The organism is Paraburkholderia flava (genome assembly GCF_004359985.1).
In the GTDB taxonomy this organism is placed as follows: Bacteria; Pseudomonadota; Gammaproteobacteria; order Burkholderiales; family Burkholderiaceae; genus Paraburkholderia; species Paraburkholderia flava.
The window spans coordinates 66,171-88,324 of sequence record NZ_SMRO01000001.1 but is presented as its reverse complement, the minus strand read 5'-3'; the positions used below and the strand labels follow the sequence as shown (position 1 = coordinate 88,324).

Annotated in this window: 18 protein-coding genes; 11 read left to right on the top strand and 7 right to left on the bottom strand. The window is 64.0% G+C overall.

Annotated features, from left to right (window positions below; all coding sequences use genetic code 11):
* Nucleotides 1–6: 6 nt before the first annotated feature.
* Complete coding sequence (locus tag E1748_RS00385; protein ID WP_133645183.1) at nucleotides 7–1,461, top strand: PepSY-associated TM helix domain-containing protein; 1,455 nt, start codon at nucleotides 7–9, stop codon at nucleotides 1,459–1,461.
* Nucleotides 1,462–1,494: 33 nt separating this feature from the next.
* Nucleotides 1,495–1,944, top strand: coding sequence for a copper chaperone PCu(A)C (locus E1748_RS00380; protein ID WP_133645182.1), 450 nt, complete (start codon nucleotides 1,495–1,497; stop codon nucleotides 1,942–1,944).
* Nucleotides 1,945–2,085: 141 nt separating this feature from the next.
* Here the strand turns inward: E1748_RS00380 and E1748_RS00375 are convergent, their stop codons facing one another.
* Genes E1748_RS00375 through E1748_RS00365 form a run of 3 tightly spaced genes read right to left on the bottom strand, consistent with a single transcriptional unit; the run spans nucleotide 2,086 to nucleotide 6,968 of the window.
* Nucleotides 2,086–3,336, bottom strand: coding sequence for a type VI immunity family protein (locus E1748_RS00375; RefSeq protein ID WP_133645181.1), 1,251 nt, complete (start codon nucleotides 3,334–3,336; stop codon nucleotides 2,086–2,088).
* Between the two features lie 18 nt (nucleotides 3,337–3,354).
* Nucleotides 3,355–4,224, bottom strand: coding sequence for a VRR-NUC domain-containing protein (locus tag E1748_RS00370; protein WP_133645180.1), 870 nt, complete (start codon nucleotides 4,222–4,224; stop codon nucleotides 3,355–3,357).
* A 26-nt stretch (nucleotides 4,225–4,250) separates the two neighbouring features.
* Nucleotides 4,251–6,968 (bottom strand): type VI secretion system Vgr family protein, encoded by a 2,718-nt coding sequence (locus E1748_RS00365; protein ID WP_133645179.1) that lies wholly within the window; start codon nucleotides 6,966–6,968, stop codon nucleotides 4,251–4,253.
* Nucleotides 6,969–7,500: 532 nt separating this feature from the next.
* On the opposite strand from E1748_RS00365, the gene E1748_RS00360 reads away from it, so the two are divergent.
* A complete protein-coding gene (locus tag E1748_RS00360) occupies nucleotides 7,501–7,989 on the top strand; it encodes a dihydrofolate reductase (RefSeq protein ID WP_133645178.1) in 489 nt (162 codons plus the stop codon).
* A 33-nt stretch (nucleotides 7,990–8,022) separates the two neighbouring features.
* On the opposite strand, the gene E1748_RS00355 is transcribed toward E1748_RS00360, so the two are convergent.
* Together E1748_RS00355 and E1748_RS00350 are read right to left on the bottom strand one after the other, a co-directional pair.
* Nucleotides 8,023–9,981, bottom strand: a complete 1,959-nt coding sequence (locus E1748_RS00355; RefSeq protein WP_133645177.1) for a methyl-accepting chemotaxis protein — start codon at nucleotides 9,979–9,981, stop codon at nucleotides 8,023–8,025.
* A 326-nt stretch (nucleotides 9,982–10,307) separates the two neighbouring features.
* A complete protein-coding gene (locus E1748_RS00350; RefSeq protein WP_240766209.1) occupies nucleotides 10,308–11,006 on the bottom strand; it encodes a TetR/AcrR family transcriptional regulator in 699 nt (232 codons plus the stop codon).
* An 86-nt stretch (nucleotides 11,007–11,092) separates the two neighbouring features.
* Between E1748_RS00350 and E1748_RS00345 the strand changes: the two genes are divergently transcribed.
* Nucleotides 11,093–12,631 carry an MDR family MFS transporter gene (locus tag E1748_RS00345; protein ID WP_133645175.1) on the top strand — a complete coding sequence of 513 codons (1,539 nt, stop codon included), beginning with the start codon at nucleotides 11,093–11,095 and terminating at the stop codon, nucleotides 12,629–12,631.
* 19 nt (nucleotides 12,632–12,650) lie between these two features.
* Here E1748_RS00345 and E1748_RS00340 read toward each other — a convergent pair whose 3' ends face one another.
* The gene (locus E1748_RS00340; protein WP_133645174.1) at nucleotides 12,651–14,081 is read right to left on the bottom strand and encodes an aminotransferase-like domain-containing protein; all 1,431 of its coding nucleotides are present in this window, start codon (nucleotides 14,079–14,081) and stop codon (nucleotides 12,651–12,653) included.
* A gap of 130 nt (nucleotides 14,082–14,211) precedes the next feature.
* Between E1748_RS00340 and E1748_RS00335 the strand changes: the two genes are divergently transcribed.
* The 7 genes from E1748_RS00335 (at nucleotide 14,212) to E1748_RS00305 (ending at nucleotide 21,424) form a co-directional block, all read left to right on the top strand.
* Nucleotides 14,212–15,096 carry a DMT family transporter gene (locus E1748_RS00335; protein ID WP_133645173.1) on the top strand — a complete coding sequence of 295 codons (885 nt, stop codon included), beginning with the start codon at nucleotides 14,212–14,214 and terminating at the stop codon, nucleotides 15,094–15,096.
* 512 nt (nucleotides 15,097–15,608) lie between these two features.
* The gene (locus E1748_RS00330) at nucleotides 15,609–15,917 is read left to right on the top strand and encodes a hypothetical protein (RefSeq protein ID WP_133645172.1); all 309 of its coding nucleotides are present in this window, start codon (nucleotides 15,609–15,611) and stop codon (nucleotides 15,915–15,917) included.
* Nucleotides 15,918–16,011: 94 nt separating this feature from the next.
* A complete protein-coding gene (locus tag E1748_RS00325) occupies nucleotides 16,012–16,851 on the top strand; it encodes a MerR family transcriptional regulator (protein ID WP_133645171.1) in 840 nt (279 codons plus the stop codon).
* Nucleotides 16,852–17,005: 154 nt separating this feature from the next.
* The gene (locus tag E1748_RS00320) at nucleotides 17,006–18,580 is read left to right on the top strand and encodes a flavin-containing monooxygenase (protein ID WP_133645170.1); all 1,575 of its coding nucleotides are present in this window, start codon (nucleotides 17,006–17,008) and stop codon (nucleotides 18,578–18,580) included.
* Between the two features lie 53 nt (nucleotides 18,581–18,633).
* The gene (locus E1748_RS00315) at nucleotides 18,634–19,542 is read left to right on the top strand and encodes an SDR family NAD(P)-dependent oxidoreductase (RefSeq protein WP_133645169.1); all 909 of its coding nucleotides are present in this window, start codon (nucleotides 18,634–18,636) and stop codon (nucleotides 19,540–19,542) included.
* A gap of 68 nt (nucleotides 19,543–19,610) precedes the next feature.
* Nucleotides 19,611–20,501 carry a metal-dependent hydrolase gene (locus tag E1748_RS00310; protein WP_133645168.1) on the top strand — a complete coding sequence of 297 codons (891 nt, stop codon included), beginning with the start codon at nucleotides 19,611–19,613 and terminating at the stop codon, nucleotides 20,499–20,501.
* Nucleotides 20,498–21,424, top strand: a complete 927-nt coding sequence (locus E1748_RS00305) for an alpha/beta fold hydrolase (protein ID WP_133645167.1) — start codon at nucleotides 20,498–20,500, stop codon at nucleotides 21,422–21,424. The genes E1748_RS00310 and E1748_RS00305 overlap by 4 nt, the downstream gene beginning before the upstream one ends.
* Here E1748_RS00305 and E1748_RS00300 read toward each other — a convergent pair.
* Entirely contained in the window at nucleotides 21,399–21,953 is a 555-nt protein-coding gene (locus tag E1748_RS00300; protein ID WP_133645166.1) for a putative glycolipid-binding domain-containing protein, read from the bottom strand. The two genes, E1748_RS00305 and E1748_RS00300, sit on opposite strands and share 26 nt — an antisense overlap.
* Nucleotides 21,954–22,154 lie beyond the last annotated feature (201 nt).

Here is a 22,154-nt window from a genome sequence, read left to right as displayed (position 1 = left end):
CATGCGATGTCTACTTCTTCTTCGAGCGATTCGACGCGCCCCGGTCGCGGCTACCGCACGCTATGGCGCTGGCATTTCTATGCGGGTCTGTTCGTGATGCCGTTCCTCGTGATCCTCGCGATCACGGGCACGATCTACTGTTTTCAGCCGCAGATCGAACCGCTGCTGTACCCGCATCGACTGATCGTCGCGCCGCAATCTACTCCGCAGTTGAGCGAAGACGCGCTGCTCGCGAAAGCACGCGCCGCGTTGCCGCCGGGCTCGACGGCGGTTGCCGCACGCATCCCGGTGACGCCTGATCGCAGCGCCGAGTTCGTGTTTCGCGTGCCGCACGGGGGCAAGGAAAGCGTATATCTGAATCCGTACGACGGTGAGGTGCTCGGTACGCTGTCGGTCGAGCGCCGCTTCATGCAGGTCGACCGGATGATCCATCGCAAGCTGCTGCTCGGCAAACCGGGCGAGCTGGTAATGGAGCTGGTCGCGTGCTGGACACTTGTGATGATCGCGACGGGCATCGCGTTGTGGTGGCCGCGTGCGGGGGCGACATTGCGAAGCGCGCTGGTGCCGCGTCTGTCGGTGCCTGGGCGCGCGCGCTGGAAGAGTCTGCATGCGGCGCTCGGAATCTGGCTAGCGGTCGGCGCGATTGCGTTCGTCGTGACCGGATTGCCATGGACGGGCTCGTGGGGCAAGCAGTTCAAGTCGCTCGCGACGAGTGTGAACCTGGGGTCGCCGCGCGGTGCGTGGGGTGGGACGACGTTGCGCTCGACGGTGCCTGGTGCGGCGGCGACTGCAACCTCTGCCCCCGCGCATCATCACGCGTCGTCGGAGATGGACTCGATGCCCGGCATGACGATGGACGATCTGCCGCTTGCGAACGTGCCGTGGGCCACGGGTGCGGTGCCGGTGCCGAAGTCTCCCGATGTGTCCTCCGCCGCGTGGTCGCTTGCGCGCGTCGTCGAGTCGCTGCGCAAGCTCGGCCTGACCGGCGGCTATGAAATTGCGCTGCCGACGTCACCCGACGGCGTGTACGCGGTATCGTACTTCCCGTCCGATCCGCAGCAGGAGCGCACGATCTATCTCGACCAGTACAGCGGCGCGGTGTTGAAGGACATTCGCTATCGCGACTATGGTCCGGTGTCGAAGGCCGTATCGTATGGCACGTCGTTGCATATGGGGCGCTACTTTGGGCTGGCGAACCAGATCGTGTGTACCGTGCTGTCGCTCGGGCTCGCGGCGATGGCCGTGACGGGCTTTACGATGTGGTGGATGCGCCGGCCGTCGCGCACACAGGGCGTGCTTGCCGCGCCTTCGCGGGAACGCGCAGCGCCGCCGATGCGCGGCTGGAAGACCGGGCTCGTGCTGCTCGGCATCGTATTTCCATTGATGGGCGGGACGCTCGTCGTCGTGTGGCTTGCCGACCGTCTGGTGTTCGGCCGCACGCCTGACGCCGTTGCGTCCTGACCGTACCATGGCATTTATTTACCGGAGAACCTGATGAACCTGTCGATCAAAACTCTGCTGGTCGCTGCGCTGTGCGGTGCAGCTGTACCCGCGCTCGCTGCGGACCCTTCCGCGATGATGGTCTCGGACTGCTGGATCCGTCTGCTGCCCGGCAACCTGCCGTCGGGCGGCTACTTCAGCGTGATGAACATGAGCGACAAACCAGTCGACCTCACCGGCGTGAAGAGCGACGCATTCGGCATGGCGATGCTGCATCAGACGCAGAGCAACGGCAGCACTTCGTCGATGGCGATGGTCGATCGCGTCGCGGTGCCGGCTGGGGGCACGCTGACGTTTGCGCCGGGTAACTATCATGTGATGCTTGAGCAGCCGCGCAAGCCTTTGAAGGTTGGAACGACGGTGCCGATGACGTTTGCGTTTGGGGATGGGGAGAAGGTGGTTGCGCAGTGTGCGGTTAAGGGGGCGGCGGCGATGGGGAAGTAAGGTAGTGTCGACGCGATGTGCGGCGGTTCGCGTGTGTTCGCACTAATTCAGGATCGGGGGCTTAGGGGTTGGGTTGCCGTGAGCGCCCCGTCGTTTAGCAGGACGTCTTTTTGCACTCAACCTGTTTGATCACTCGTTGCGTCAGGTGCGCAGGTACCAGATCACCATGCCTTGCTCCGTTAGTTCGGGGCCGGGCATCGGTTCACCAGCCTTGACGTGAACCCGTCTCTTGACCAGCGGACTGAACCATTCGCCTTCCTGCGGACAGGGTTGACCCGGCAGCGCACGGATGACCGCACGCTGCGGTAACTCGGCAGGTGGTTGACGTTCCGGCGTGATGGCAGGTTGCGCGGCGTATTCGTCGACTGTCCCGTCAATCTGGTTGAACTCAATCTGATCCGGATACGGTGGCCAGATTCCGGGCGCGTCGAATCGCTGCGACCAGAGCTCGCTCGTGCGACCGTTAAAATGAATTGCACCGGTCATCGAGCCAATGTGGAAACTACGCATCGGCGTTAAGCGCATCGGTTTGATGATGTCGCTCACGACTTTGTAGAGAGGCGGAATGCCATCGGGTACTGGTCCAAGCGTTGGCTGATCCCCGGCCTGTAGTACGTATGTGTGTCCGGCTTTCCATATCTGGATGCCCGGCGTGTTCCTCAGCGTTTCCCAATCGTTCTGCGTAATCGTTGCTGGAAACGCCTTGTCGAACATCGTGAGCCAGTTCGCGCCTTTGAGATGATTTTGGAGATGGTCCATTAGATGAAAACCACTTGCGACCGTCTCCAACCCGAAATAGCGCTGCTGCAAATCGAACTCGGCCGGTAGCGACTCAAATTTGTCTTGCGGTAATAGCGATGCCAGTCCGGCAATACCGTGCCATGGCCGCAATTGCTCACAGCAAAAGCGGATGAAATCGACAAAAACCTGATGATCGCCTTCCGGTCCATAGACAACTTCGATCGGCATCGCGAAATTCAGCCATGACAGCGGGTTGCGAACCTGGATTTCCCATTGACGAACAGTAAGCGCGGCGATGTAGCAATCGCTTGCCTCATCCGCTGAACGTCCCCCCGAGATGCGCCAGTCCATTTCGTCATCCGCGTCCATCGTTGTGATGTAGCTACGCATCGACGATATGTTGTTGTCCGGCTCGATCTCTACCCCGGAGCTTTCAGCATCCTCGTTAGGTACAACCCATTTAACGCGTGACCCAAAAAGCTTCTGAAACCGTTCGAAGCAACGCATCACTGCAAGCCGGCTTTCACGCGTCTCACCATTCCAGAAGTAGAACGTGCCCGACAGCCCCACGCATACCTTGACCATGTCACTGTCGTTCGCTGTGTAGATCAAGTCGTTGCGGTACTTCAGATATTGCGTCCAGATGTTCATATGTTTCACTCCTCGGCGTCACTGCGCGGCTGCAGTTGCGGCGCCGCCCACCACCAGCAGGACCAGTAGAGGTGGGCCTGCAACCACTGCAACGTAGGCGATCGCCAGTGCTCCGACAACCGTCGCCCCGGTCTCCAGCACATTGACGAGCGTAGTGGGCTCAGGGTGCTTCGGGCCAGGTAAGACGCCGTTTCCCACCAGCGCGTTGTGCTCGCGAATTCGCGCGAGTCGTCTTGTCATATCCGGGACAACTGTCTTCTCTGGCAGAGTGACCATTTCCGGTGTTGTCTCAGGTTTATCACATGACTTGCAACTGCACGTTGCAGGCGACAGTAGCTTCAAGCGATCTTGATCGCCGGCAATTTGGACATAGGCTCTCTCTTGACCGGTCTGCCATCTATCCCCCGGAAACTTGATCTCGACCACGCACTCGATGTTCCGCTGACTCAGATCGAAATCGCGCCTGTCCTTCACGATCACGACATCCGGAATACGCAGCAGTCCCTTTTGCGCGCGGCCTGTCAGCTTCGCCAGGTCAATGGCCTCTTCCAGCGCTTTCGTATCCATTCCCAGTGGGAATTGAAATGGCTGATTCCTTTTCAGCGCGGCCATGATCGGTGAAGGCGGATTGTTGATCATGTTGTAGCCCACTTCACCCTTGTATTTCCAGACCTGTTCGCGATAGTCGCAATCGTTGCGCACACTCACTGTCACGCAACGCTGCTTGAGCTGACGACCTTTGCTGGAAATCAACGGCCTGCATTCGCATAGGCAAATGCGCTTGCACAGGTATGCGACATCGTCCGGGGGTAATACAGCAATTGTCTTGCCGCGCGGTTCCGGCAAGGTGCGCGAGTTGCCAATGTTTCGATATACCGGTTCAGCCATGCTCTGGATGCCTGCTATTGAATGGATCAGACAGCGTTATCCAGCACGTCACGAAGCGGAACGTGCCAGGTATCGGGTTCATGTTGACCGGCCGTCGTTGTTACCGCGACAGCGCGGCTCGTCGGAGCAAACACCTGAGCGGTGCGGCCATTTGCCTCGCTGATGCCGTCAGTTAGCCGCCCGTCGCCGGCATCCAGACGGTACGGATATTTCGCCAGTGGGCGGCCTGTTGCGTGATTCACGAACGTCACCCATTCACCGGTCATCTCTCCGGTCGGCAGATCGGGTAACGCCGCATGTTCCGACGTGGCAGCTTCCTTGCTCCACCCTGCACACTTTTCCAGGATCTGCCCGCTGGTGCCATTCACGATCCCGTTCCCTGTGATCTGGATAAACGAGCCACCTGCACCGAGCCAGATCTCCTTTGCCGCATTGAGCACGATCTTCCCGTCCGTACTCGTGACCGTCAGGTCCCTGAGCGCCGCGAGCGCCATCGCATCGCCCTGCGCCTGGATCTCTACTTTTCCTTTACCCGCGTAGAGCCGGATGCCGAGCTGCGATGCGAACAGCGAGATCGCGCCTCTCACCGAGGTCAGCAGCGAGCGGCCCGATACGATGCTCACGTCTCGCCCTGCGGTCACCGCATGATCGTGCTGGCTGGCAACGTGAACGTTCTCCGCCGCCGTCATCCCGATCCCCGCCGCGCTCGCCAGCATCAGGTCCGGCCGGCTTATCTCCGGGAATGGCGCTCCTGTTTGACTGCCCCTGATCGCCTCGTTCTGCATCCCGATCGCCTGCGTGGCCCCGTCCTGGTTGATACCGTTTTCCTGCGCCCCATGCCGCCGCGCAAGCTGCGCCATCTCTGCGTGCTGCTCGCGCGCCTGCGTCAGCCGTGCCACGCTCTCGCCGATGTCCTTCACCAGTGCCGTTGCGCCTTCGCGCGCGTCGGTGGTGAGCAGCATCCCCCGGTTCGCCCGCATCACGCCCCACGCCATCGTCGCCAGCTCGAAGCCTTCGCCGCGTGCCTGCTGCCGCCCCGCCCGGCCCTCGATGCGCGTGTTGTAGCCCAGCACCAGCCGCGACTGCGCGTGATCGCTCGTCAGTTGCACCTGCAGCCGGCCCGGCGTGTCGTCGACCACCACCTGGTTCGCCTGGCTGCCATTCAGCCCCCTGCTGCGCCAGCCCGTCAGCGCCTGGTTCCGGGGGAGTTCCCAGGGTGGCGGGTTGAACTGGTTCACCTGACGGTCCGATACGTACGGCCTGTCCGGATCTCCCTCGTGATAAGTCACCGTCACTTCCTGTCCGATGCGCGGCAGCGCCACGAAGCCGAACCCGCTGCCCTGCCACGGCGAGGACACCCGGATCCAGCAGCTCGCGTGTTCGTCGTGATTGCCGAGCCGGTCCCACACGAACTGGACCTTGACCCGTGCATAGCCATCGACCCACATCGGCTGGCCGGCCGGGCCCACCACCATGGCGGTTTCCGCCGGGGCGTGCGGTTTGCGCTTCAGGCGGTTGCGGAAGAACGTGCTGGCCGGCTGTACCCCGAACCGGGTTTCGCAGCGGTACGCGTCCGTACCGCTCGTGTCGCCGTTGTTGCGGATGTCGAGTGTCGTGGAGACCACCAGGTATTCGGCATTCGCCCGCTTCTGCGGATGGCCCGTCAGGTGGAACGTATGGCCGGTGGCCAGGCCGCGCAGGTTTCCGATGCCTTTCGCGCGTATGCTCCTGCCGCGCTGTGCATCTACCCGTACGCCGGCCAGATAACGTGCCTCGGCGTCGTGGTCGTTGGGTGCGCCTGATAACCCCAGTGCCCCGGCCAGTGGCTGCGCGTAGTCGCCCCAGCCGTAGTGCTCGGCGTGGCTGAACGCGATATCGCTGTGGCGGTCCACGGTGACGGTCATCCGGGCGCGGGACTGCGTCGGGTCGTAGTCGGTCAGGCTGACCGCGCCTGCGGTGAGTGAGCGCGATACCTTCAGGCGGTGGATGTGTTCCTCGTCGATGCGTGCGCCGTCGGGGGCGTGATAGCGCAGCGTGTCGTACATGTTGCCGTGCGGGCGGTGCGCGCCGGGCGAATCGCAGAGCACCAGGGTGGCGCCATCCATGAAGTAATAGATTCCCCACTCGCGCCACAGGCGGGTCAGGAAGTCGAAGTCCGACTCCCAGAGCTGGCGCACGTAGTCACGCACCGGATAGCGGCCGTGCAGGCCCACGGCGCCCAGGCGCAGTTCGTAGCGGAACGGGTAGCGGGCGCAACCGAGGATCGTCTCCGTGATCGCCACCGCGCTCTGGTTCTGGAACAGGCGGTTCTCGCGGTTGCGTGTGGCGAGCCACAGCCACGGACGCACGCGCATCGTGTAGTACGCGTGCCGGTCGTCCTCGCCGGTGAAGCTCAGCCGCGTGACGAGGCCGGTTATCTCGCGTGTGCCTGCGCCCATCCGATCGAGGCCTGCGCCACCGGGTACGCCGGCGATGAAGGTGCCCTTGCCGTCAAAGGCGATGGACACCGTGACCTCGGTGCCGGTCAGCCGCTCGGGCACGACCCGTTCGCGGGCTTCCCATACGGGGAGTGTCGGTGCGTGTGCGGTCTTCAGCGACAGCGTGTAGTCGTACAGGTGGCCGAGCTTCTCTTTGCCGTGCAGGCGCACGGGCAGCAGTACCGGCTCGCCTGCATGCGTCGGCAGGGCTGCACCCGATAGTGTGACGACGCGGAGCCGGTTTGAGTCTTCACGTTTCTCTCTCATCCGTTTCTCCTGTTGCTGAAACCGGTGGCCTGTACGGAAGCGGATGCAGCAGTACATGTGTTGCTGGAACACATCTGCAGGTCAGTGCATAGACGACGTTCGCGCACAGGCCGTCATGACCACGGTCGACCTCGAAGACCGAGTCCACTCACGCGATCACCAAAGGATCAATCCGTCACAGCGCAGTAGCGCGCACAGTTTGAGTAGCCCAAAGATATACGCAACCATTTCGATCTGGATGATCTCAAGCGTATCCGCGATGTGCTGTGACTGATTAATTCAGGACGAGTCCCAGCAAGCCGATCCGATCTGGTAAGCACCACGCGTTGAGTCGTTATGCTCACGGCAATTCAGATGACGATGTCGACTTGCCAAACAGGGACGTTGCTGGCGTTTGCCAGACCCGGACACAATCTTTTGCAGCATGATCCGGCCACACGGGCTAAAAAACTGCGACCGCGACGGCTATTCAGTGTCGGTGCACTTCAACAGCTTTTAAAATGATCGCCACTCCACGCACCCTGAAACAACCATGCTGGAAAACAAACAGATCGTGCTAGTCGCCGCAATGGCAGCCAATCGCGTGATCGGCGCCGGAAACGATATCCCGTGGAAAATCCCCGGCGAGCAGAAGCGTTTTCGCGAGCTGACCGTGCGGCAACTCGTCGTGATGGGACGCAGGACGTATGAGTCGATCGGCAAACCGCTGCCGGACCGCGACGTTGTCGTGATCGGCACGCAGGCTCGCGATCTAGCTGGCGTGCGATGCGTCGCTTCGTTTGCCGAAGCGTCGGCAGTGATTGCAGCGGACCCGCGACCGCAGGCGTTGATCGCCGGCGGTCAGCAGATCTACGCGATGTTCATGTCGTACGCGGACCTCGTGCACCTGACAGAAATCGATCTGCAGGTGGACGGCAATGCGCATTTCCCCGCGCTACCTGCCGATTTTGTATTGACCAGCAACGTCGAGGTAAGCGGCGCGATACCGTATCGCTACCGCACCTACGCTCGCTCGCGTTAGCGATTGTTAGCGATTGCGTGAAATCAATCGCGTCTAATCCAGCCGAAACGCACTAACCGCCTGCGCCAGCCGGGCCGCCTGCTCGCGCAGATCGGCGGCCGCATGTTCAGCCGCCCCCACCAGCGACGCATTCTGCTGCGTCGCCTCGCCGATCTGCGTCACCGCGATGTTCACCTGTTCGATGCCGCCCGACTGCTCGCGCGACGCAACGCCAATATCAGCCATGATCGTCCGCACTTTCTCGACGCGCTCAACGATCGCCTGCATCGTCGTGCGCGCATCGCCTGCGATTCTGTAACCCGCATCGACCTTGCCGACCGAATCCGCGATCAACGTGTCGATCTCCTTGACCGCGGCCGCGCTGCGTTGCGCGAGCGCACGCACTTCGCCGGCCACCACCGCGAAGCCCTTGCCGTGCTCGCCTGCACGCGCTGACTCGACCGCCGCGTTCAACGCGAGGATGTTGGTCTGAAACGCGATCCCTTCGATCACCGCGGTGATGTCGGCGATCTTCTGCGCCGACCGGTTGATCTCGCCCATCGTCGACACGACGCGCTCGACCGCCGCGCCGCCGTCAAGCGCCGCCTGCGCGGCGCTCGCGACGAGCGAGTTGGCCTGCGCCGCATGCGCCGCGTTCTGCTGGACCGTCGACGTCAATTCCTCCATGCTCGCCGCGGTTTCTTCAAGGCTGCTCGCCTGCGTCGCGATGCGCGTGGCGATATCGCCGCTGCCCGTCGCGATCCGTTCGGTGCCGACCGTCATGTCCGCCGACGCGCCGCGCACCTGAGCGACGATCTTCGCGAGACCGTGGCCGATGCCGTCGATCGCGAGCATCAGGCGGCCGATCTCGTCGCCCCGCTCCTGCCCGTCTGCGACCCGCACGCTCAGATCGCCGGCCGCGAAACGCTCCGATGCCTTCGCCGCCGCATCGAGCGGCCGCGTGACGAGCGCGCGCACCGTGAACACAAACGCAGCCGCGAATGCAAGCACCAGCACGAAGCCGATCAACAGAAAGCGGTTACGCGTCGCGTCGATGCCGGCCGTCAACTCGTCGCGATACGCCACGCCGCCGATCAGCCACTGCCACTCGGGCACGGTGACGAATGCGGTGCGCTTGTCGCGCGCGGTCGTTTCGCCGAGCGTGCCGTCCGCCGACGCATACGACAGTTCGCCGCTGCCGGCCTCGAGCATCTGGCTGTACGGACCGTTCGCATCGTCGGCGCGCTTGCCAGCCGCTGCGGGATGCACGAGGAACTGGCCGCGGCTCGCGCCGTTCGATGCATCGATCACGAAGTAGTAACCAGTCGCGCCGATCTTCAGGCCGCGAATATCGTCCTGCACCGCCGCGATTTCGCTGCTGACGTCGACGCCGACGAACAACGCGCCGATCACGCGACCGCTCGCGTCGGTCACCGGTTTGTACTGCGTGATGTACTGCTTGCCGAACAATGTCGCGAGACCGCTGAACACCTGGCCCGAAACGACGCGCGCATACGCGGGCCCCTTGCGGTCGAGCAGCGTGCCGATTGCGCGCGTGCCGTCCTGTTTCTTCAGCGACGTGGTCACGCGGATGAAATCGTCGCCGGTGCGCTCGAACACCGTCGAGATCGCGCCGCTGCGCTCGAAGAACTGGTCGGGGATCGTGAAGTCGAGATTCAGCGTGTGGTCGCCGGCCTTGAAGCCGGGTGTCGCCGTGCCGCTGACGTCGATCTTCTGTGTATCGTCGAGCGCGTATGGACCCGGCACGAAGCTCGCGAACAGCATCATGAAGCGATCGACTTCGGCGATCAGGCCTCGGTTGTACAGCGCGATCATCTGTGCGACCGCGCGATCGTCGCTGCGCATTCTGGCGAGCGCCTCGTCGTTGACCTGGGTCGCGGCCGAATGGGTCAGTGCCCACGTGAACACGGCGAACATCAGCGCGACCAGCGCACACGAAAAGAAAGCGAGTTTTGCGCCGATACCGGCGCTGCGCCACGAGCGGATTTGCATGAGGGTTCTGTAGTTCGTACCTGAAGATCCGGAAGGTCCGGAAAGCCGCAATGGCCGGAAAGCAGTCGGCCAGCGAACGCGCTACACAAGGACGCCGGTACGTACCGGCGCGGGTTGTGCAGCAAACGTTTGCTGCAGGCGTTCGCTTCTTTACGGCACGAACTTACAAACCTTTAGGTCTGCGTGGGGTCGGAGGGTGAGTCAATGCTCGTTGGGTGATTCGTTTGCGACTGTCTGTACGCAGGAAGAACGGGGGGGCGCCCGTCGGAGAGCGAACCGGACGCATCGACATGACAACCGTTTCGAACGGAAACGCGCGGTAAGAACTAACGCGGCGCAACCCCACGCGTCAACAACGCGACCGCATGACGCGCAATGTCGTCCGCGCTCAGCGACTTGCGCACCGGATCGTTGCGCCACGTCTTCGACATCGCGAGCGGCACGATCGTCAGCCCAAGCACGGACGTGAACACCAGCGAAGGCACGAGGTCGCGATCGAGCCGCCCTTCCCGCTGCCACTTCCTGATCGCCGCGAGCGCGGCCCGCTGATGCGCGGTGCCGAAGCGTTCGTGCATCCGCTGCTTCAACAGCCCGCCTTCGCTGATCACCTCGCGCACCCACAGCGGTGCGAACCACGGGTAATGCGTCGCGACATCGATGAGCCGTTGCGCCAGGTGCGCGATGGCCGCGACCGGATCATCCGGATGCTCACGAAACGGGCTGCCCAGCTCGGCACGCAACGGTACGAAACGCTCGTCGATCAGCACGTCGAGCAACTGGTCGCGGGTCTTGAAGTAGTAATGCACCATCGCCGGCGTGAAGCCGGCCTCGCGGGCGATCTCGCCCAGCGTGGTGTCGAGGATGCCGCGCTCGGCGAACAGCGCGAGCGCAACGTCGAGCAGCCGTCCACGCTGCTCGGGTCCGCGTGCACTGCCGGCCGGCCGCCCCGGCCGGCGAGCGGGCGCGGGCGCGGCTGCTTTCGGTTTGACAGCAGGCTGTGCAGCGTTCGTGCGGGTCGTAGTCATACCCTCAATCATACGTTCCATTTGACGCCTCAACGATCTTCGAATATATTAATCTGCAAGTTAATTAAATTCAAGGCTACCCTGCCATGAGTCCCGACGCCACGCTTTCTTCGCCGGTTTCGCCGCCGGCCCCCTCGTCCGGGGCCGCTGCCGGCGGTCACGGGCATCCGCCGCTGCGCCTGCTGTTCCCCGCGCTGCTGCTCGTCATGCTGCTGGCCGCGCTCGACCAGACCATCGTGTCGACTGCGTTGCCCACCATCGTCGGCGAGCTGGGCGGGTTGCAGAACCTGTCGTGGGTCGTGACCGCGTACCTGCTCACATCGACGATCGTAGTGCCGCTGTACGGCAAATTCGGCGACCTGTTCGGCCGCAAGGTCGTGCTGCAGGCGGCGATCGGCATCTTCCTCGTCGGCTCGGCGCTGTGCGGCGTCGCGCAGAACATGACCCAGCTGATCCTGCTGCGCGCGTTACAGGGGCTCGGCGGCGGCGGTCTGCTCGTCATCACGATGGCCGCGATCGCCGACGTCGTACCGCCGGCCGAACGCGGCCGCTATCAGGGCGTGTTCGGCGGCGTGTTCGGTCTCGCGACGGTGGTCGGTCCGCTGCTCGGCGGCTTTCTCGTCGAGCATCTGTCGTGGCGCTGGATTTTCTACATCAACGTGCCGCTCGGCGTGGCCGCGCTCGTCGTGATCGGCGCGGTGTTCAAGCCGCGCACCGCGCACGTGAAGCACACGATCGACTACATGGGCGCCGCGTTCCTCGCCACCGCGCTCACCTGCATCATCCTGTTCACGAGCCTCGGCGGCACGACGCTGCCGTGGTCGTCGGCGGAACTTTGGTGTGTGCTCGCGATGGGGCTGATCTCGATCGGCGGCTTCGTCTATGAAGAACGGCTCGCGGTCGAACCGTTGATGCCGCTCACCCTCTTCCGCGAGCGCACGTTCGTGCTGTCGAGCCTGATCGGGTTCATCGTCGGCGTGTCGCTGTTCGGCTCGGTGACGTTCCTGCCGCTGTACCTGCAGGTGGTCAAGGGCTCGACGCCGACGCAAGCCGGCATGCAGTTGCTGCCGATGATGGGCGGCATGCTCGCGATGTCGGTAGTCGCCGGCCGTCTGATCAGCCGGATCGGCAAGTACCGGATGTTTCCGATCGCCGGCACGCTGCTCGCTGCTATCGCGATGCTGCTGCTCGCGACGCTGACCATCGATGCGCCGTTCTCCGTGATGTACGCGTACATGGCGCTGCTCGGCTGCGGGCTCGGGATGGTGATGCAGGTGTTGATACTCGCGGTGCAGAACACGGTCGCGCCGCAGCACATGGGTGTCGCGACGTCGGGGGCGACGCTGTTCCGCTCGATCGGCGGCTCGGTCGGCGTCGCGGTGTTCGGCGCGGTGTTCTCGAACGGCCTCACGTCGCGGCTCGAAACGCTCATCCCCGCGGGCACCGAACTGCCGCATACGCTCAGTCCGGCGACGATCCATCAGTTACCCGCTGCGCTACGTAGCGATTATCTGCAGGCTTTCGCGGGCGCGCTGCACACGGTGTATTTCGTCGCCGCGTGCGTGATGGCGATTGCGTTCGCGCTGTCGTGGCTGCTGGTGGATCATCCGTTGCGCAAGCGGTGACCGCGCGTTTCCAGCAGCGTCAGACGCGCCCGCGCGATTTCGTCGCCGCCTCCATCGCGCGCTGCAGCGTATCGTAGACCTTCGGACGATTGCACTGCGACACGTTGAAACGCAGGAAATTGCCCGCGCTCTGCGACACGCTGAACACATTCCCCGGCGCGAACACGACGTTCGCGCCGAGCGCGTGACGCGCGACCTCCGCCGCATCGAGCCCGTCGGGCAGGCTCGCCCACACGAACAGACCGCCGCGCGGCCGCGTCCAGATTCCGACGCCGGCCGCAGTGAGCCGGCGCACGGTCTCGCCCATCGCGTCGGCGAGCTTTGCATGCAGCGTCTCGAGATGCCGCCGGTACGTACCGTCGACCAGCAATCGATGCACGACGCTCGCTGTCAGTTGCCCGTTGCCGAACGACGTCGCGAGCTTCAGGTCGACGAGCGGCTCGATCCAGTCGGCCCTTGCCGCGATATAACCGCAGCGCACCGCCGCCGACAGCGTCTTCGAGAAACTGCCGATCGATACGACCCGCGACAACCCGTCGAACGCCGCGAGACGCGGCGCGAAATCGCTCTCGAAGTCCGCGAAAATATCGTCCTCGACGATCAGCAGATCGTGCTCGCCGGCCAGTTTCAGCACGCGATGCGCGACTGCCGGCGCGAGCGTCGCGCCAGTCGGATTGTGCAGCGCCGAGTTGGTCACGTAGAGCCGCGGCCGATGCTCGATAAGCGCGCGCTCGAAGCTCGCCAGATCCGGCCCGTTCGGCGTATACGGCACGCCGACGACGCGCGCGCGATGCGTGCGCAGCAGCGCATGAAAATTGAAGTAGCACGGATCGTCGATCAGCACGGTGTCGCCGGGCTCGAGCAAAAAGCGGCACACGAGATCGAGCGCCTGGGTGCCGCAATCGGTCAGCACGATCTGCTCGGGCGGCGCTTCGGTGCCGTGCTGCGCGAGCCGCCACGCAAGCTGCTGACGCAGCGCCGGCAGACCCGACGGCACCGCATAGTCGGCGAGCGGCGCGGCCGGGTCGCGTGCGATCGCGCGCAGCGCGCGGCGCACGCCATCCTCCGGCAGCCACGACGCGGGCAACCAGCCGCAACCCGGTTTCAGCGCACGATCGTCGGCTTCGAGCGACTGCCGCGTGAGCCACAGCGGATCGACCGCTCGATCAAGACGCGGCCCAAGATCGGCGAGCGTGAACGGCGGCGCATGCCCCGACACGAAAAACCCCGACCCGCGCCGCGCGACCAGCACGCCTTCGGCGACGAGGCGATCGTACGCTTCGACCACCGTCGATTTCGACACGCCGAGGGTGCCCGTCATCGTACGCAACGACGGCACGCGCGCGCCGGGCATCAGCGAGCGGTTCGCGATCCGCTCGCGCAACGAGCCCATCACCGCGCTCACCCGGGTGCCGGACGCGGGCGTGGTGTCCGGATTGTCTTCCGCCATCTGTACTGCTCCTTCGTAAGTACAGTTCGAATGAATTGTCTTCAAGCGTAGCTTACCTTTTTAGCTGCGACGGCGGATGCTTCCCGTTTCAGCCTGAAAAGGCGCAACGAGGCATAACAGGAACATCCAGATGGACAAGACGACGAACGGCTGGTTGAGCGGGTTCCTGGGCGTGCTGATTTTCAGCGGCTCGCTGCCGGCCACGCGACTGGCCGTGCAGGGACTCGACCCGTTGTTCCTGACGCTCGCGCGCGCGGCGATTGCCGGCGTGCTCGCGCTCGGTCTGCTCGTCGTATTCCGCGAGAGCCGACCGGCGCGCCGCGATATCGTGCCGCTGCTGATCGTCGCGCTCGGCGTGGTGGTCGGCTTCCCGTTGCTGACCGCACTCGCGCTGCGTCACATTACGTCCGCACATGCGATCGTGTTCGTCGGACTGCTGCCGCTCGCGACCGCGATCTTCGGCGTGATACGCGCCGGCGAACGACCGCAGCCTGCGTTCTGGTTTTTCTCGGCACTCGGCAGCGCGGCAGTCGTCGCGTTCGCGATCCGCGACGGCATCAACGCATCGCCGGTGGGCGACGCGCTGATGCTGGCGGCGATCGTCGTCTGCGGTCTCGGTTACGCGGAAGGCGCGCGGCTGTCGCGGCATCTCGGCGGCTGGCAGGTGATTTCATGGGCGCTGGTGCTGTCATTGCCCGCGATGCTGCCGCTCGCGTGGTGGATGCGCCCCGCGACACTCGACGGCGTGAGCCACGCCGCGTTGTGGGGTCTCGCGTACGTGTCGCTGTTCAGCATGCTGATCGGCTTCGTGTTCTGGTATCGCGGGCTCGCGCTGGGCGGTATTGCCGGGGTGGGTCAACTGCAGTTGCTGCAGCCGTTCTTCGGGCTGCTGCTTGCATCGCTGCTGCTGCACGAGCCGGTGCCGCCCGCGATGATCGCGGTGACGGTGGCTGTCGTCGCGTGTGTGGCAGGGGCGCGGAAGTTTGCGCGTAGTACGGCGCCTGTGCGGGGCTGAGCGACTAGGCCTACGCATGCGTGGCGTGCATGCGCACGTCACGCATGTCACCTCCTGGACAGTCTCACCTTTCGCGTTTTTCCCGAGCTTTTCACGTTGAGAGACCCTCTCCTGCCATCTCCTGGACGCGCTCACCTTTCGCTCTTTCGCAAGCTGCTTGTTCTCCTGGAACGTCTCACCTTTCGCGTCGAACGTAATCGATGACGATACGGTAGCGCTGTAACGCAAACGGACCGCAACACCTGGTCGCACGGGCCTCGCACGCATCGAAGGCATCGCGTCCTCTCCTGGATCGTCTCACCGTTCGTGTGTCACGTCCGATCGCATTCGCGTCACTCGCACGTCACCTCCTGGGAACGCTCACCTTTCCCGCTTCGGTCTTGTTTCGCGCACGTTGTGCGGGCCGTAGAAGCGCACCTCCTGGACAGTCTCACCTTTCGCACCACTGGCTCTGGAAACGGACGACCGCAGCGGTACGGTATCCTGCACGTCTTTGCCGAACAGGAGCACCCGTGAAGCTTTCGCCTCTTCTTTCGCGCTACGTCGCGGTCGCCGCATTCGCACTGTCGACGACTCCGCTCGTCGCGCACTCGCAGACATCGCAGACCTATCGGTTCGGCGAAGGACAATCGTCGCTGACGCCTGTGCCGCAATCCGCACCGCAGCCCACACAGACGCAGCAGGCCCAACCCGCTCCGCAAGCCCAGCAGCCGCATCAGACCGCGAAACCCGCAAAGCGCCCGCCAAGGCAGCGACTGAAAAAGCACCGCCGCCACATGACCCGCCGGCTCCCCGATCAAAGCCTGTACTCCCATCCGTAATACGCAGCCGATCGCGAGCATGCAGGGACGCGCGATTCGTTACCGCACATTCAATGTACTGACGCCCGCGCACCCCGCACGGTAAAATCGCCGTATGCCCAAGACATCACTCCCCGCCGAGCCGGCGCCCACGGCGCCGCGCAACGAGTACACCGTCGACGAACTCGCGCGCGTGAGCGACACCACGGTCCGCAACGTGCGCGCGTATCAGGATCGCGGTCTGCTGGCGCCGCCGGAAAAACGCGGCCGCGTCGGCGTCTACGATGACACGCATGTGTCACGTCTCAAGCTGATCAATCACCTGCTCGCGCGCGGCTACACGCTCGCGAACATCCAGGATCTGATCAAGGCAGTCGACGAAGGCCACGATCTGCGTTCGATCCTCGGGCTCGAAACGGCGATCGGCAGTCGCTGGTCGCGCGAGCATCCGAAGAAATACTCGCTGCTCGAACTCGCGCAGATGTTCGGCGGCAAGGCATCGCCGGCCGTCCTCGCGAAAGCCGTCGAACTCGGGCTCCTCGAACGCGAAGGATTGTCGTTCGTCGCGCGCAGTCCGGCCGCGCTGAACGCGGGCGCGACGATGGCGCGCGAAGGCGTGCCGACCGCCGACCTGCTCGACGCGATGCGCGAATCGCGCGCGCACTTCAACGCGATCGCGAAGACGATGGTCGATCTGGTCGTGCGGCAACTCGACCGCTACGAAGCCGGCGCGCTGCCGCCCGTCGCCGAAGTGCCGGCGCTGGTCGAAGCGATCTGGCGGATCCGGCCGCTCAGCATGGTGCTCGTCGAAACGGAGATGAACCGCGCACTGGAAGAAGCGTCCGGCGACTACCTCGGCGACCGCGTCGCGGGCATCATGGAAAAGCTCGGCCACCCGCACGACGAAGCCGGCGCATCGACCGCCCGCACGCCCGGCAAGGGCAAAAAGAACTAGCGGCCACCCCGCCGGCCTTACCTGGTAAGGCCGCGCGCCGTTCGATCCCCCATAGAGTCACCCGTCTAAACCGCCTCTTGCGCAGGACGGCCTTCGCCCTTATCGTTACATCATTCAATGTAACAGTTATGAGTGGGTAAAGGAGACAGGCCGGATGAACGCACGCACGATGCCTCCGGACGCCGCCGCGTCCATCGATACCGATATCGCAATCATCGGCTCCGGTTTTGCGGGCCTCGGGATGGCGATCCGGCTGCGTCAAAGCGGCCAGACCGACTTCATGATTGCCGAGAAGGCCGAGTCGGTCGGCGGCACGTGGCGCGACAATCACTATCCGGGCTGCGCATGCGATGTGCAGTCGCACGTCTACTCGTTCTCGTTTGCCCCGAATCCGCGCTGGACGCGGATGTTCGCGCGGCAACCGGAAATCCGTTCATATCTCGAGGAATGCACCGATCGCTTCGGCGTGCGGCGTCATCTGCGCTTTGGTCATGAACTGGTCAGCGCGATCTACGACGAAACGCGGCATCGCTGGCAACTTGCGTTCGCGAACGGTCAGCAATGGTCGGCGCGCGTGCTGGTGTCGGGCATGGGCGGTCTGTCGCGCGCGGCGTTGCCGGACATCCCGGGTCTCGACACGTTCGAGGGCAAGGCTTTTCACTCGCAGCAGTGGGACCACGCGTATGCGCTCGAAGGCAAGCGCGTCGCGGTGATCGGCACCGGCGCGAGCGCGATCCAGTTCGTTCCGCAGATCGCTCCGCGCGTCGCGCAGCTCGAACTGTTCCAGCGCACGCCGCCGTGGATCATGCCGAAGGCCGATCGCGCAGTGAAGCCGCTCGAACAATGGCTCTTCAGGCATCTGCCGTTCACGCAGAAGATCATGCGTGCGGGCCTCTACTGGATGCTCGAATCGCGCGCGCTCGGGTTCGCCGTGCATCCGTCGCTGATGAAGACCGTGCAGAAGATTGCCGAGCGGCATTTGCGTCGTCAGGTGCCCGACCCGCAACTGCGCGCGACGCTCACGCCCGACTACACGATCGGCTGCAAGCGCGTGCTGATCTCGAACGACTATTTCCCGGCACTGTCCCGCGCGAACGTATCGGTCGAGACGACCGCGATCACGCGGATCGATCGCGACGCGGTGGTCACTGCGGACGGCGTACGTCATCCGGTCGACTGCGTGATCTTCGGCACAGGCTTCCAGGTCGCCGATCCGTTCCCGCGCGGAGTCGTGCGTGGACGCGGCGGTGTCGACATCGTCGATACGTGGCGCGACGGTGCGCATGCGTACCTCGGTACAACGCTGCCTGGCTATCCGAACTTCTTCATGATCGTCGGTCCGAACACGGGTCTCGGACATAACTCGATGGTGTACATGATCGAGTCGCAGGTCGAGTACATCCTGCGCGCGCTGAACACGATGCGCACCGAACGCGCCGCCGCGATCGAAGTGCGGCCGCACGTGGAGCGCGCGTACAACGAGCGCATCCAGCAGCAGCTCGGCCGCGCGATCTGGTCGATCGGCGGCTGCAAGAGCTGGTACCTCGATCCGAATACCGGCAAGAACACGACGTTGTGGCCGGGCTTCACGTGGCGTTTCCGCCGCGCGACGAGCACGTTCAGCATGGACGATTACTTTGCATATGCGCCGACTGCGCAGCCGGCGGTGCCGGTTCATGCGGTGGCGGCTCACGGTAGCGCCGCACCTGCTTCAGCCGAAGCAACGTAACTCGTACACGACATTCGGACATTCGAACGACAAAGAGAGAGTGGAGACAAGCCATGAAAAATTTCACCGATAGAGTTGCCGCCATCACCGGAGCCGGTTCGGGCATGGGACGTTCGCTCGCCATCGCGCTCTCGCGCGACGGTTGCCACCTGTCGCTCGCGGACCGCAACGCCACTAGCCTTGCAGAAACCGCGCAACTGGCGCAGGCCGCCGCGCCGAATGTCGTCGGTGCGCCGTTGCGCATCACGACGCGCGTGCTCGACGTCTCCGACCGCGTTGCGATGTTCGACTGGGCCGCGGAAACCGTCGCGCAGCACGACCGCGTGAACCTCGTGTTCAACAACGCGGGCGTCGCGCTGTCGAGCACGATCGACGGCATGGAATACAGCGATCTCGAATGGATCGTCGGGATCAACTTCTGGGGCGTCGTGCACGGCACGAAGGCCTTTTTGCCGCATCTGAAGGCGTCGGGCAACGGACACATCGTCAACACGTCGAGCGTGTTCGGACTCTTCGCACAACCGGGCATGAGTGGCTACAACGCGACCAAGTTCGCGGTGCGCGGCTTTACCGAGTCGCTGCGTCAGGAACTCGATCTGATGAACTGCGGTGTCTCCGCAACCTGCGTGCATCCGGGCGGCATCCGCACGTCGATCGCGCAGTCGAGCCGCATCTCGCAGAACATGGTCGGCTTCATGATCGAGAACGAACAGCAAGGCAAGGACGACTTCGAGAAGTTCTTCATCACGACCGCCGACGAAGCCGCACGCGTGATTCTCGACGGCGTGCGCAAGAACAAACGTCGCGTGCTGATCGGCCGCGACGCACGTGCCGCCGACTGGCTCGCACGCACGCTGCCCTCCGCTTATCAGGCGCTGGTCGTGCTGCAAACGCGCCGCATGAAACGCATCGCGGAGAAGCCCGCGCGTTCGGAAGCAGCGGTGACGAGCCGGCGCGCGTGAAGCACTCAAGCACCGCAACACTACGAACAAAATCGAACTGAACCAAACACGCCACAAGGAGTAGAGCCATGATGCCGATTCGCCGCGACCTCCGGTTCGCACTGCCGCCCGAGCGGGCGTCCGACTGGCACGCGAAGGGTTCGCACGTCACGCACTTCTTCAACGCGCTGTCGCTGCTGTTTCCATCCGGCGAGCGCTTCTTCATGGACAGCGTGCGCCACTATCGCGACCGCATCACCGATCCGGTGCTGAAAAAACAGGTGCTCGGCTTCATCGGTCAGGAAGCGATGCACACGCGCGAGCACATCGAGTACAACGATCTGCTGAACAATGCCGGCCTGCCCGCGCACAAGCTCGACAAGCGCCTCGAGATGTTTCTCAACATCAATCGCAGGATACTGCCGCCGGCAGGCCAGCTCGCGATGACCGTCGCACTCGAGCACTACACCGCGATGCTCGCGGGTCTGCTGCTCGAAGACGAGACGCGCGTCGGCGGATCGGTCGAGGGCTATCAGCAGATGTGGACGTGGCATGCGCTGGAGGAAACCGAGCACAAGTCGGTTTCATACGACGTGTGGAACACCGTCGTGAAGCCCGGGCTCGGCCGCTATCTGCTGCGCACCGGTACGATGCTGATGACCACCGTCGTGTTCTGGCTGATCGTGTTCGACTACCACATCCGTATGATGATCGCCGACCGCAAACGCGGCGGTCATCTGCGCGGGATGTGGGAGGTCGTGAAATTCCTGTACGGTCCGCGACATGGCGTATTCCCGCGTATCGCAGGCGAATGGCTGAGCTTCTTCCGGCCCGGCTTCCATCCGTGGGATCACGACAATCGTGCGCAACTCGCACGCATCGACGGGCTGGTTGCCGCAGTCGATGAAGCCAACGCGAAGCATCCGCCGCTGAAGGCAACGCGTCGCGGCGTGCGGACTGCGGCAGGGTCAGCAGCATGATTCGCGACACGCTCGTCGTCGACGCGGGCGACGTGCGGCTCGCCGTGTACGTGAGCGGCCCGCGCGACGCGCCGCCGATTATCCTCGTGCACGGCTATCCGGATTCCGCGACGGTATGGGAACCGGTGCGCGCGCAGCTCGACACGCGCTATCGCGTAATTGCGTACGACGTGCGCGGCGCGGGTGCATCGGGTGCGCCCGAAGGCCCCGGCGCACGTCGCGCCTACCGGCTCGAACGACTCGCCGCCGATCTCGCCGCAGTCGCGGATGCGACCTGCGGCACGCGACCGTTCCACCTCGCCGCCCACGACTGGGGATCGATCCAGAGCTGGGAAGCCGTCACCGATCCCGCATTCGCCGGACGCATCGCGTCATACACGTCGATCTCGGGACCGTGCCTCGATCACGCATCGAGCGCGCTGCGCGGCTCGGGTACGGACGGCACGACGAAACAGCCCGGCAAGCTGCGCCAGATGCTGAAGTCCTGGTACATTTTCTTCTTTCATCTGCCGCTGGTGCCGGAGCTGGTGTGGCGTGCAGGCGGTGCGCGCATGTGGCCGCTATGGCTGCGTGTGACCGAAGGCATCCGCCCGCCGCGCGACCCCGCGCAACTGCGCAACGCGTTGAACGGGCTGAACCTGTACCGCGCGAATTTCATCGAGCGTCTGCTGCATCCGCGTGCGCGCCATGCGCATGCGCCGGTGCAGTTTCTCGTGCCGATGCGCGACCGCTACGTCGGTCCGCCGCTATCACTCGGGCTCGAACGCTGGCTCGGCAGCTATACGCGCGAAGAAATCGACGCGAGCCACTGGGTCGTGCTGCGCGACCCGTTGCGGATCGCCACGGGCATCGGCCGCTTCGTCGACCAGCATGCCGTGCAACGTGACAGCGGTGCAGTCAACGCACGGACGGCAGGCGTCTGAACAGCGTCGGATAGTCGACGACGAGCCCATCGTCGTCGACGCGCAGATTCGCCGAGAAATTCCGGAAAATCCCCTCGTACCGATACTCGCGATCCGTGTCGAGGCACGCATACGCCTGCTCGACGCGCGTGACCTGGAGATCCGGCGTGCCGATATACGCGACCGCGATCGGCTTGCGCTCGCCGGGTGCCAGCTGCAGACGACGGATCGGCAGCGTGTTCGTGAACGGCGTCGCCGCGATGTCAATATCGATGCAGCCTTCGAGCGCGCTCAACGTGAGATCGTGGCCGTCGCGCCAATGCCCTTCCCCATCGCCATGCAGTTCAAGCTCGCCGCCGCCTGCGATTTTCAGGTACGTGTGCCGGACTCGCCATTGCGGGTCGCAGCGCACCGTGTAGTAGAGCCCGTACGATTTGCCATAACGCTGACCGACCACCGCGCTTTCGACAAAAAAGCCGTCGGCCCGCGCGTCGAATGCCAGATGTTCGATGCCGTCGCCCTCTTCCGATGCCCAACGCACTTCGCGCATGACGTTGCCTCTTCCGGTTGCGACACGCGTGCGCGGCAATGAGGTTGCCAGCGCGTCGTTCGTGTCTGATGGAATCCGCGTTCATGGTAGCGCGACCGGCGCCGCTTGCCATGACGATCAAAAAGCCCTCGCAAATAGCCACTATCATCGCGCCGCGATCCCGGATCGCCGGTTGTTGACCTATGCTCGCGCTTTTGCCTG